We start from the raw sequence: 13035 nt of genomic DNA, 5'->3' as shown, positions 1-13035 counted from the left end.
CCTTTGCATTCTATATTTTTAATTTTTAATATGAAAATTATAATAGCCGGAGCAGGAGATGTTGGATTTCATTTGGCTAAGTTACTTTCGTACGAATCTCAAGACACTTACATTGTTGATTTAAATGGTGATCGATTGAATTACATCAACAATCACTTAGATGTAATCACAAAAAAAGGAGATGCAACTTCAATTAAATTATTGAAGGAGATTGGAATAGGTTCTGCTGATTTATTATTAGCAGTAACCGAAAGTCAGAATACCAATTTTACAATCTCTGTCGTAGGAAAGGCTTTAGGAGTTAAAAAAACAATTGCTAGAATTAAAAACCCCGAATTCTTAAGTAGCGATGTTGTAGATTTTAAAGATTTTGGAGTTGATTTTATGATTTCTCCAGAAGAATTAGCTGCAGAAGAAATTAAACAGTTACTCTACCAATCTTCTTTTAATGATACGGTTGCTTTTGAAAATGGTCTTTTTAATGTAATGGGAACAACTTTAGGATATAAATCTCCTATTGTTGATTTAACTGTTAAGGAAGCCAAAGAAAAATTCAACATGGTTGATTTTATCACCATCGCCATTAAAAGAGAAGGAATTGCTCAAACTATAATACCAAGAGGAGATACGGAATATAAAATGAACGATCAGGTTTATTTTTCTGTTCCTAATTATAGTATAGAAAAGTTATATCCTATTTGTGGTAAAGAACACATTGAAATTAAAAATGTGATGATTCTCGGTGGTAGTAGTATTGGTATGAAAACGGCGCGAAATCTTTGTAAAGAAGATTTTAAAGTAAAGCTGATTGAAAAGAAAAGAGAAAAAGCACTTACTCTTGCTGAAGATTTAAGATCTACATTAGTGATCAATGGTGATGGTAGAGATTTGGAACTATTAGAAGAAGAAAACATTAGAGATATGGATGCTTTTATTGCCGTAACTGGTGATTCTGAAACAAACATCATGTCATGTTTAGTTGCTAAATCAAAAGGTGTAAAAAAGACTGTTGCTTTAGTTGAAAATATGGATTATATCAATATTTCTCAAACTATTGGAATTGATACACTGATTAACAAAAAATTAATTGCAGCGAGTAATATTTTTCGCCACATAAGAAAAGGAGAGATATTAGCACTTGCAAACTTACATAATGTAGATGCTGAAGTTTTTGAATTTGAAGTTCAAGCAAATGCCAAAGTAACTGAAAAACCAATTAGAGATTTGCGTTTCCCTAGAGAAGCCGTTTTTGGTGGAATTATTAGAAATGGAGAAGCATTAATGTCATTTGGTAATATGCAAATCCAAGCAGGAGATCACGTAATTGTTTTCTGTTTACCTGAAGCAATTTCTACAGTAGAAGACCTATTTAATTAATGGACAATTTAAATCTCAAATTAATATTCCGATTTGCAGGAATTACAGCTGTACTCAATGGTTTTTTTATGTGGTTAGCCATTCCTTTTAGTTTATACTTTAAGGAAGAAGCCACTTTAGGAATATTAAATGCTGGGATTATCACTATTTTTATAGGACTACTACTCTATTTTTTTAATAAACCCGACAATAACAAACTTCAAAAGAAAGAAGGATACCTCATCGTTACTCTAGGTTGGATTACACTAACAATTACTGGAATGTTACCATATTTGCTAACAGGTAGTATTCCTTCGGTAACCAATGCTATATTTGAAACGATATCCGGATATTCAACCACAGGTTCTTCAATATTAACGGATATTGAAAGTATGCCAAAAGGCATTCTCTTTTGGAGAAGTGCAACGCACTGGATTGGAGGAATGGGAATTATTGTATTAACGATTGCCATATTACCTTTGTTAGGAATTGGAGGAATGCAGTTATTCATGGCTGAAGCTCCTGGACCATCAGCTGATAAATTACATCCTAGAATTACGGATACAGCAAAACGCTTATGGTTAATTTATGTTGGATTAACAGTTGCTGAATTCTTACTACTTAAAGTTGCAGGGATGACCTGGTTCGATGCGATAAATCATGCAATGGCAACAGTAAGTACTGGTGGGTTTTCTACTAAAAACTCAAGTGTCGCCTTTTATAATAGTATGCCACTAGTTCAATACATTATTATCTTCTTCATGTTTGTAGCAGGTACAAACTTTGTATTGACTTATTTTGCTCTAAAAGGAAAAGTAAGAAAGGTAATTGAAAGTGAAGAATTTAAATATTATAGTTTAGGAATACTTTCAATAACTGTGTTAGTTACGTTATGTATAATCTTTTTCAAAGATCCAACATTACAAACTTCTATAGATCACCCAATGATATTAGGTGAAACAGAAAGTGCCTTCCGTCACAGTTTATTCTCAGTAATCTCTGTAGTTACTACAACAGGTTTCGTTACCGCTGATTTCACAATGTGGAGTTTCTTCATTACAGGAATTTTCTTTTCGCTCTTTTTCGTTGGAGGTTCTGCAGGGTCAACATCCGGAGGAGTTAAGATTGTTAGACATATTGTGATGTTAAAAAATAGCTTTCTTGAATTCAAGAAATCGTTACACCCAAATGCTATTATTCCTGTACGCTATGATGGAAAAGCTGTGAAACAAAATATTGTATTTAATATACTTTCCTTCTTTATATTATATATGTTAATTTTTATTGTTGGAGCTGTTATATTAGCTTCAATGGGTTTAGATATAAAATCTGCTTTAGGTGCTTGTGCCTCGTCATTAGGAAATATCGGACCTGCTATAGGTAGTGTTAGCCCTGTGGATAATTTTGCTCATTTATCTATACCTGCAAAATTATTTTGTTCTTTCTTAATGTTAATTGGTCGTTTAGAGCTATTTACTGTATTAATTTTATTTACTCCTTTCTTCTGGAAAAAGAATTAAAAACCAACTAAACCCGGTAAATAAAGGTAGAAACCCCAATAATAACTGTAAATCAGTTAATTAAATATATTTTCTATATTTACTCTGGGGAAACATATATTACTATTTTAATCACACTTATTACTAAAAACTACACGCTTAATACTTTTTAGAATCATCTAGGTATAGATTGATAGTAAATTTGTTTTGGAATTATATAAGACGAAAAATTTTTACTAACCAAAACTAAATTATCATGAATTCAATTAAAAAAATTATCGGGCTTCTATTTGTTTGTTTCTTTTTGTCTAATGCTGAGGTAAAAGCACAAGAAGGATTTATAGGAGAAATTAGAATGTTTGCAGGAAACTTTGCTCCTAGAACTTGGGCATTTTGCGAAGGACAGTTATTACCAATTTCACAATTCCAAGCCTTATTTTCAATATTAGGAACGCAATACGGAGGAGACGGAAGAACTACATTTGCTTTACCTGATTTAAGAGGACGAGTTGCTATTAGTGCTGGACGTGGACCAGGTTTACAAGATTATAGACAAGGGCCAGGTGCGGGAGCAGAATTTAGAACTTTAACACAATTACAAATGCCAGCTCATACTCATGCCGCTTCTTTTAACGGTACCGGAGGAAGTGCTACAATTGCTATTCCAGCAGTTGCAGATGCAGGAGCTAATGGGGAACCAGATGAAAGCCAACATTTAGCTACTGGAGAGTTCAGTAATCAAGAAGTGCAAATCTATAGTTCGGATGAAGCAGACACTACATTAAAACCATTCTTAGCACCAGTAAATGTTGCGGGTACGGTTACGATTGGACAAGCTGGGGCTAGTCAGTCATTTGATAATAGACAACCTTACACAGTCGTGAGATATATTATTTGTTTACAAGGAGTATTTCCTTCAAGAAGCTAATAGATTAATTGAACTAATACGGTTAAATCTATTGTGAATAATTAATTATTTCAATTTCAAACACAAAGTAAAATTAAAACTAAATCAACATGAATTCAATAAAAAAAATCATCGGACTTTTCTTTCTTTGTTTCTTTTTATCTAATAATACTGCCAATGCTCAAGAACCGTTTATTGGCGAAATAAGAATGTTTGCAGGAAACTTTGCTCCAAGAAATTGGGCTTTCTGTGACGGTCAATTACTGGCTATTAATTCAAATACTGCATTATTTTCAATATTAGGAACACAGTATGGAGGTGATGGTAGAACAACTTTTGCTTTACCAGACTTAAGAGGTCGTGTAGCTATTAGTGCAGGACGTGGACCAGGATTACAAGATTACAGACAAGGACCAGGTTTTGGAGCTGAGTTTAGAACTCTTACTCAAGCTCAAATGCCAAATCATACACATGCGGCTTCTTTTAATGGAACAGGTGGAAGTGCCACAATTGCCATTCCTGCTGTTGCCGATGCTGGTGCTAACGGAGAACCAGATGAAAGTCAACATTTGGCTACTGGAGAATTCAGTAATCAAGAGGTACAAATCTATAGTTCAGATGAAGCAGACACCACATTAAAACCTTTCTTAGCTCCTGTAACTGCAGCTGGTACAGTTACTGTTGGACAAGCTGGTGCTAGTCAATCTTTTGATAATAGACAACCATATACTGTGGTGAGATATATAATTTGTTTACAAGGAATATATCCATCTAGAAGTTAAAATATTTCAAAAACAACAACCTGAACATTAACATAATACAAATCAAAGTATTATGTTAATGTTATTTTTAATAAAAAAAGGAAGAAATCCGTTTTTTATTTATAATTTTAGAATTAAAACTAATTTATCATGAAACAAAAGTACTTATTACTTTTTCTAACCATTTTTTTTGGTTTGAAAAGTTTTTCTCAAACCACTTTAACTGCAGGAGACATTTTAATAATAGATGTTCAAGCTGATACACCTGACAGGTTTAAATTCATAACTCTCGTGGATCTCGAGGCTGGAACTCAAATAAAATTTACTGATGATGGATGGTTGGGATCAAGTTTTAGAGGTAACGAAGGTAGAGTTGAATATACTGCTCCTTCATTAATAACTAGAGGAACTACTATAGAGTACACTTCCGGAGATAGTGGAGCATTTGTAGAAGTTAGTGGTGGTTTAGGATTATCTGGAGCAGGTGATCAATTAATTGCATACCAAGGTACTGAAGGTGCACCAACTTTTATTTTTGCTGTTCAAACTAATAGTACTCAATGGCAAACTGGATCTAATGACGCGAATCAATCAGATTTACCTACAGGTTTAACAAATGATGTCAATGCCGTTGCTGCTGGAGCCGGGGCTGGAGCTGAAGAAGAATTCGACAATGTATATTACTCAGGTGTTATGACTGGAACAGGTAAGGAAATATCAGAGGCAGTTGGTAATAGTGCAAACTGGTCAGGAGCGAATGCGATAGGATATGTTTCTCCAAATATTACTTTAGTAGATGTGACTTGGAATGGTACTACAAGTTCAGATTGGGGTACAGATACTAACTGGAGTTCTTCACATGTTCCTGAAAAATATGATAATGTGGTAATTCCTTCTTCAGGAGTAACAAACTATCCAACCGTTAGTTCTACACCAGGTGATGTTTATAAAATTACGATAAACTCAGGTGCTTCATTAATAGCAAACGCAAGTATATCTGATGACGTTACTTATATAAGAAGTTTAGGAACTACTAACTGGTATTTAGTGTCTAGCCCTGTAAGTGGAGAGGACATGACTGATATGAGAGCTAATAATAGCTTTAAAACAAACGGAAGTAGTGAAATTAGTTTTGCTCCTTACGATAACTCCCAAGCCGTTGCAAACGATAGATGGGCATATTTTTCAAATACTGCTACAGACGCTTTAGTAAATGGAAAAGGTTATTCTGCTAGCTTATCTGCGGCAGGTAATATTTCTTTTACAGGCTCGGTTAATTCGGGCGATGTTATGATTGCTCTTACACAAGGTGGTGGAAGTGGAACTAACTTTAATTTATTAGGTAATCCATATACTGCTTTTGTAAATAGTGCAACATTTTTAACTGCAGAAAGTGGAGATTTAGCCTCAGAAACAATTTATGTTTGGAACCAAGCAACTTCTAGTTACGAAACTAAGGTTACTGCTGATGCTTTTAAAATTGCACCTGGACAAGGGTTCTTTGTAGAAGCTAACTCTACAAATAATGTATCATTCACGGGAGCAATGCAAAGCCATGAAGCTTCTGACACATTCCAAAGAAGTTCTAGACCTGAAGTTCAACTCTATGTAAATGATGGATCAAACAGTAGATACGCAAAACTATACTATATAAATGGTACAACTACAGGTTTTGATAATGGATATGACGGAAAATTATTTAATGGATTAACAAATTCATTCGCTGTCTATACTCATCTATTATCAGACAGTCAAGGTGATAACTATCAAGTTCAATCGTTACCTAATTCGGATATTGAGACTATGGTAGTTCCTGTTGGTTTAATCGCTGAGTCAAATAAAGAAATTACATTTTCTGTAAACACTAAAAACTTACCTCAAGGTGTTAATGTTTACTTAGAAGATAGATTAAATAATACGTTTGTAAATCTTTCTGAAGATGACCACACCATTACTACAAAATCTGCAGTAAATGGAATCGGACAATATTATTTACATACAACATCAGCTCGTTTAAGCAATGATGATATTGCTCAAAATATAGCAAATGTTAGTATTTATAGATCTGCTAATAATGAAATTACAGTTGCCGGATTACAATCTGAAGCTAAAGTAAAAGTATTCTCTCTTTTAGGAGAAGAATTAGTTAATACTGATATCAACTCTAATGGATTAAGTAAAATTGCTTTACCTAATTTATCTACAGGAGTATATGTTGTTAAACTAAACTCTGTTTTAGGAAACATTACTAAGAAAATCATTTTAGAATAAACTAATCCTCTACTATATCATGAAGAATAACAAATTAAATAAAGAAGAGATTACTAGAAAGGAAGCTCTTAAGAAAATAGGAAACTATGGTAAGTATACAGCTTTAACTGCTTTAGGAACTTACTTAATATTAAATCCAAAGAAAGCTCAAGCCGCTTCTCCAGAAGCGCCAGGAGATGGGTTCTAATAGATAAACACATCATATTCAATGCCTCAAGAATTCTCTTGAGGCATTTTTTTTCGTAAAACTTCAATAAAATGTTTGTTTAATTCATAAAAATAAATTATCTTAGAAGTGTAAAAGCTGAAAGACGAAGAAAGAAGTAATACCACACACAAATCTTCTTTTATCAAAAAGACCCCCAATACAATCTCATTGTATTTGTTTAAATTGAAGTTTAATTAACACCCCCCAATATTATGCTTAAGAGATACTCTTAACTATTTTTTAGTTGAATACTCCAAACACACTTCGAATTACTGCACATTTCATCCTCTAAATAGTGCTAAAATTATTCAGTTACTTAATCCCCCAGAGTTTCGAAGATAATTTATGTAAATGTATTTAGGAATCTTAAAATTTACTTTTTAGAAACACCTACATTAACCTACCTCCCGTATGGTTTTCTAATAGATAAATGTGTTACGTATTGTATATTCAATTACAATAATCTTTATATATACAGTTAACCCCGCAATTGTAAGACTTTGGCGAGTGAACAATAGCAGGGCCTGAAATAGTCAATATTAAAACTGACCAAAATGGTTAAAGATTTTATTTCTTTAAGTGTAAAACTTACATTCAAAAAACTCAGTAGATATTTTTCGAAACTAGTATTTATACAATACTTGTGTGATAAAAATAATGAAAAAAGTGTTACAAATTGGATTTTGTATAAACTTTTATTTACAAACACTAAACAAAACCTATTTCAGAATCAAAGAGATAGCCATGTTTTAGGCTTTTTGATCCTCAGTTTTTTGATTTCTATAGTATCACAAGGACAAGAATTAAAACCTGATAATCACCAACATTATAATGAGCAAATACCTACTGCAAATAATATTGCTCTATATAAAGAATTTGTAAACACCAAGCATAACAAAAGGTTTTCGAACTTAGACCTACCCGTAATTTTACATATTGTAAGAAAGTCTAACGGTGAAACTGACTATAACCTAAGTCAATTCATTTCTAGAATACCAAACGGTTTTGTAACAATTAACAAAACCTCATCTCCTTTAAACATACGTTTTTATTTAGCTAAAATAAATTATATAGATTCTGATTATTTGTATGCCAAAGAAGCAAAAAGACAAGATTATGTAAATTTCTTGAATCCTAATTGTACAAACTTCTTCATTACGAATAAAGGAGGAAGCTTTTCCTCATTCCCCAACTCTTCGACAACCCCAAATGCTGTCTTCTTCTCAAAAAACATGTTTGGCTCCCCGGCCAAACATGTTAATTCAAATCTTCCTCACGAGATAGGACATTATCTAGGGTTATTTCACACGCATACGAGTACTGAGTACGGAAATTCATATGCATTAGCAGAAAATGTAGCAAGAGAAGGAAATCAATCAAACTGTAGCAGTACAGGAGACTTTTTATGCAGCACACCTGCAGATCCACATAATAGTAATGATACCACCGATAAATATGGAACTCTTTACATAGCGGATAAAAGTAACTTCATGTCTTATTATATAGAGCATAGAAATAGTTTTACAGACGAGCAATTCAATATTATGAGAAACGCTCTAGAATACCGTTTAAACGACGATAGATACGATTTAGACGGTTATCAGAACCAAGAACTGATCCAAGCTCCAAAAATCACTTATATAGCGAATACAACTCTTTATAATAGTTTAAAATGGACGAATATCGAAAGTAACCTAGGATATATCGTTGAAAGAGCTAACGTTTCAACCGGAAGTGGATTTGAACCAATATCTGGAGTAGGAAAAAACTCAAATGAATTCGTTGATCATAACATTCAAAATGATACAGAATATTCATATAGAGTTATTCCCGTTAATTCACCAAATAGTTACAGTGAATCTCAAAATATAAAAACTGGTAATGTGTATTGTAATACAACTAATACTTGTGATGGATTTGGTTTTGTCCCTGAAAGAATTACGCTAAAAGATAATCAAAGCACATTAATAAGCTTGTCAAACATTGAATGTAACAATGGTGGAATATCAGTAATTGATAGTGGTGATACTGTTATTAAATCACATTCTGATATAAGTTTAAAAATAGACCAATCAAGAAAACAAGAATTCTTCTACAATGTATTTATCGATTTAAATGGAGATGGAGAATTCAATACAGAGGATGAATGGGTTGTTAGTAATGAAATTAGTACTGATAGATACTCTTTCTCTACCGTTTTCAACTTAAAAACTAAGCAAATTAAACAAGGAGTAACTTCTATGCGAATTATTAGTAGTTTTTATCAAAACTCTAATGATAAATATCTTATTGACAATCCTTGTGATGTTAGTCTAGGTTTCACACAGGATATTACAGTAACACTTCTTGATCAAAGTAAGGAAGTTCTTTGGGTAGGAAATTCAAGTTCAGATTGGTTTAATAAGTCAAACTGGTCGAATAATTCAATTCCTGATGAAGGAACGAATATTGTAATATCAAATAAGTTAAAGCACTACCCTATTGTTGAGGATAGAATAATATTTAATTCATTAAAATTAGAAACTGGAGCATCTTTTATATCAAGCATCCCTATTAGCAGAAAGATAACATACGAGAAAAAGATTGATAAAAATGAATGGAACATAATTTCTCCTCCACTATTAAATCAAACAGTAAAAAAATTAATAACGGAAAACGAATTACTTGTTAATGATAATGATGAAATAAGTCTATCCTACTTTAATACCAACGAAAATGCTTGGAGCTGTTTCATGCAAGATTCTAATGAGGATTTAACACCTGGTCAAGGATATTCAATTAAGTTAAATGAAAGCCAAACACTTATGTTTAATGGGGAATTGGCTGTGGATGATGTAACTATACCAGTTGTTAAAGCATCAAAAACAAATATGAATTTGATTGGAAACCCACATTTGGCTTATACTGATGCTGAGCAATTTCTATCTACTAATAAAGAACTTTTGAGTGAACAATCAATTTGGATTTGGAATGGAGAATATTATCAAACTTATAATAAAATTTCTCCTACTGAAATTGCTCCGGCTGAAGGATTTTTCATAGATATACAAAAAGAAGGCAATGTTTTATTTAAAACATCTGACTTACATCAAAAAACAGAGGAAACATCTACGCCACAAGATTATTTTTCTATTGAACTTTCTTTAGAAAACTCGGAATATAATAGATCAACAAAATTGTTTTATGCTGAAGGAAAATCTACTGAATTTGACAATGGCTATGACTCTAAAGTCTACAGTAAAGAGGCTGACTTCTTAATTTTTTCAGGACTTTTAAGCAGTAATGACAACAGACATTTAGCGATACAAACATTACCTAATGATGGTTATAATAACATGATCATTCCAATTGGATTTAAAACAACTACTAGAGAAAAATTAACCCTATCCGCGGAACTTTTAAATCTTCCTGAAGATGTTGAAGTGTTTTTAGAAGATAAAACGTTTAACAGGTTTATAAACCTTAAAAATGAAACGTATGAATTCTCTCCTACCAAAAACTCAATAGATACAGGAAGATTTTATATTCACACAAGACAAACAATTGTAGAAGAAACTGAAAATATAGTTGAAGGTTATCAGATATTCAAATCTGATGCTAACGAAATAACAATTAAAAACTTAAGATTAAATGGTTTGATACAAGTTTACTCAATTCAAGGTAAGGTAATACTTGACTCAAGCTTCGAATCTTCTGAGACTAATAGAATTAAGTTTAACCAACCTGCCTCTGGAATATATTTAGTCGCTATTTCAACTGAGGAAGGTAAAATTATTAAAAAAATGAAATTATAAATTATTTAAAAAATAAGGTTTCTACTTCTGATAGGTTTTATATTTTTAAAACCTGATGAGCGAAATAATAAGAAGGAATATTGAAGAGAAATCTGTAGTATGGTTTTCAGCAACTAATAAGTATATAGTTCTGGAACAGAAAACATCAGATATTCTTTTACAACTGAACAACGGAGTTTCTATTGAAACAATAAGTAGAGAATTAGAGAGTGAATTTCAAATTCCCCCACATGATGCTATTGATTTTGTGCATAAAATCAATCATGAAATTCATATTCCTAACACTACAAATAAGAAACTTGAACCTGATCACGGTTCAGAATACAATATTCCTCCATTTTACAATACGAAGTTGTATGGAGTGAACGACCAAGTGTTTAAAGTGCAATTTCAATCTGAATTTGAAGAGTACCTTATCCACCCTAAGTTTTCACACTTAGAATTAAACGCCTCAGATAAAAGCGATCATACTTTTCAGGTATTTACCGAAAATAATGTGACGTTTTTAATAATTGATGGGGCGTTTATTGGTTCTTGGCCCCGAGAAGAAATACATTATTTCCAAGGAAAATTCTCAATGTACATGGTTCAATTCATGCATAATAAACCTGAAGATGAATGGATGGGGATTTTTCACGCATCAGGATTAGGGAATAACGAAAAGTCCTTACTCCTTTTAGGTGATTCAGGTAATGGAAAAAGCACATCTCTAGCAATTTTACAAGCGAATGGATTAACCTGTTTAGCAGACGACTTTGTTCCAATGGATATCGAAAAAAAGCACGTGTATACTTTTCCTTCTGCAATTTCTATAAAAAGAAACAGCCTGGAAACATTACTACCTATGTATCCTGAATTAGAACATACTGCTGAGTTTCATTTCAAACGATTAAATAAAATTGTTCGTTTTTTACCTCCAAAAACAAATCAGCCTCATCACAATCTACCTTGTAATGATTTAGTTTTTATCAAATACGAAAAAAACAGTGGACTTAACTTTGAACAAATTTCGAAGATTGAAGCTTTCCAACAACTCATTCCTGATTCTTGGATCTCTGATAAAAAAGAGAATGTAGAAGTTTTTCTTGATTGGTTTTCTAACACAAATTGTTATAAACTAACCTATTCGGAAAATGACAAAATGGTTTCAACAATTAAAAATCTTTTACATAATGACCTATAAGGACACTTTATTTTTTGTTGGAAAATGTCTTACTATTAATCATGAAGATCATAATAAAATTATAGTTGAAAACTTACTTCAACAACAAACCGTAGATTGGGATAATGTTGTAAAAGTAAGCACAAGTCATTATGTGTTTCCTGCCCTGTACTGCAACTTAAAAAGAGCAAACTTTCTACACTATTTACCTGAAGATTTAGTTGGTTACATGAAACATATTACAGATTTAAATCGTGAACGTAATGAGCAAATTGTCGAACAGGCGAAAGAAATAAATGATATTCTATTAAATAATAATATTACTCCAATCTTTTTAAAAGGAACAGGAAATTTACTAGAAGGATTATATGATGATATTGGAGAAAGAATGCTTGGTGATATTGATTTTATAGTAGAAAAACATCTCTTTAAAAAAAGTATTAAAGTTTTAAAAAATTATGGCTATTCTCGAGTAGTTCAGCATGATAATCACTTTCCTTCTGAAAAACATTATCCGAGACTTCAAAAAGAAGACCAAATTGGCGCGATAGAGATTCATTACGAGATGACAACTGGTGAACACTCTCGATTATTTAATTACAATACTGTTAAAACTAGTTTCAAAGTTAAAAACAATATTTCTACTTTAAGTTATAATGATCAATTAAAACTAACCATAATTGCCAAGCAAATAAATGATAATGGGATGTTTTACCATGATATTTCTTTAAGAAATGCATATGACGTCTTTTTATTATCTCAAAAAACTAATAGTAGGGAAAGCTTAACTCCACTCCCAAATAGACTAAAAATTCCTTTAAATAATTTTTTAGCCGTTTCGAATATAGTGTTAAACAGTAACTCAATTTTATTTATTAAAAATGAGCATTCTGAAAACTATCTTAATAAATTCAATGAACTATTGAATAACAAAAAGTCAAGGAAAAAGCATAATAAAAAAACAACTGAAAAAATTTTATTCAAAAAAAGATTGAATGTTATTTTAAAAGCTTTTTTTAAAAAAGATTATACGATTTGGTTGTTCAAAAGATTTATAAAAGGAAGAACAAAATAGTT

At 31.8% G+C, this 13035-nt stretch carries 9 protein-coding genes; all 9 read left to right on the top strand.

Annotated elements, in window-relative coordinates:
* Positions 1 to 30: 30 nt before the first annotated feature.
* Positions 31 to 1377: a Trk system potassium transporter TrkA gene (gene trkA / locus ABNT61_RS16480; protein ID WP_348744028.1), complete on the top strand. Its 1347-nt coding sequence runs from the start codon at positions 31 to 33 to the stop codon at positions 1375 to 1377.
* Complete coding sequence (locus ABNT61_RS16475; protein WP_348744027.1) at positions 1377 to 2876, top strand: TrkH family potassium uptake protein; 1500 nt, start codon at positions 1377 to 1379, stop codon at positions 2874 to 2876. The genes trkA and ABNT61_RS16475 overlap by 1 nt, the downstream gene beginning before the upstream one ends.
* A gap of 235 nt (positions 2877 to 3111) precedes the next feature.
* Positions 3112 to 3783: a phage tail protein gene (locus tag ABNT61_RS16470; protein WP_348744026.1), complete on the top strand. Its 672-nt coding sequence runs from the start codon at positions 3112 to 3114 to the stop codon at positions 3781 to 3783.
* Between the two features lie 89 nt (positions 3784 to 3872).
* Positions 3873 to 4544 (top strand): phage tail protein, encoded by a 672-nt coding sequence (locus ABNT61_RS16465; protein WP_348744025.1) that lies wholly within the window; start codon positions 3873 to 3875, stop codon positions 4542 to 4544.
* A 129-nt stretch (positions 4545 to 4673) separates the two neighbouring features.
* Positions 4674 to 6794 carry a T9SS type A sorting domain-containing protein gene (locus ABNT61_RS16460; protein WP_348744024.1) on the top strand — a complete coding sequence of 707 codons (2121 nt, stop codon included), beginning with the start codon at positions 4674 to 4676 and terminating at the stop codon, positions 6792 to 6794.
* Positions 6795 to 6813: 19 nt separating this feature from the next.
* Complete coding sequence (locus tag ABNT61_RS16455) at positions 6814 to 6981, top strand: hypothetical protein (protein WP_165915759.1); 168 nt, start codon at positions 6814 to 6816, stop codon at positions 6979 to 6981.
* A gap of 794 nt (positions 6982 to 7775) precedes the next feature.
* The gene (locus tag ABNT61_RS16450; RefSeq protein ID WP_348744023.1) at positions 7776 to 10796 is read left to right on the top strand and encodes a T9SS type A sorting domain-containing protein; all 3021 of its coding nucleotides are present in this window, start codon (positions 7776 to 7778) and stop codon (positions 10794 to 10796) included.
* A gap of 55 nt (positions 10797 to 10851) precedes the next feature.
* Complete coding sequence (locus ABNT61_RS16445) at positions 10852 to 11979, top strand: hypothetical protein (protein ID WP_348744022.1); 1128 nt, start codon at positions 10852 to 10854, stop codon at positions 11977 to 11979.
* Positions 11969 to 13033 carry a nucleotidyltransferase family protein gene (locus ABNT61_RS16440; RefSeq protein ID WP_348744021.1) on the top strand — a complete coding sequence of 355 codons (1065 nt, stop codon included), beginning with the start codon at positions 11969 to 11971 and terminating at the stop codon, positions 13031 to 13033. Before ABNT61_RS16445 ends, ABNT61_RS16440 begins: the two co-directional genes overlap by 11 nt.
* The last annotated feature ends 2 nt before the right edge of the window (positions 13034 to 13035 follow it).

Origin of the sequence: Tenacibaculum sp. 190524A05c, from assembly GCF_964036595.1 — a bacterium.
GTDB lineage: Bacteria > Bacteroidota > Bacteroidia > Flavobacteriales > Flavobacteriaceae > Polaribacter > Polaribacter platacis.
Note: the sequence above shows the minus strand (reverse complement) of the source record. Positions and strands in the feature narration are given on the sequence as shown.

Coding starts and splice junctions, on each gene's coding strand:
- trkA (WP_348744028.1), top strand. CDS start 31: ATGAAAATTATAATAGCCGGAGCAGGAGATGTTGGATTTCATTTGGCT.
- ABNT61_RS16475 (WP_348744027.1), top strand. CDS start 1,377: ATGGACAATTTAAATCTCAAATTAATATTCCGATTTGCAGGAATTACA.
- ABNT61_RS16470 (WP_348744026.1), top strand. CDS start 3,112: ATGAATTCAATTAAAAAAATTATCGGGCTTCTATTTGTTTGTTTCTTT.
- ABNT61_RS16465 (WP_348744025.1), top strand. CDS start 3,873: ATGAATTCAATAAAAAAAATCATCGGACTTTTCTTTCTTTGTTTCTTT.
- ABNT61_RS16460 (WP_348744024.1), top strand. CDS start 4,674: ATGAAACAAAAGTACTTATTACTTTTTCTAACCATTTTTTTTGGTTTG.
- ABNT61_RS16455 (WP_165915759.1), top strand. CDS start 6,814: ATGAAGAATAACAAATTAAATAAAGAAGAGATTACTAGAAAGGAAGCT.
- ABNT61_RS16445 (WP_348744022.1), top strand. CDS start 10,852: ATGAGCGAAATAATAAGAAGGAATATTGAAGAGAAATCTGTAGTATGG.
- ABNT61_RS16440 (WP_348744021.1), top strand. CDS start 11,969: ATGACCTATAAGGACACTTTATTTTTTGTTGGAAAATGTCTTACTATT.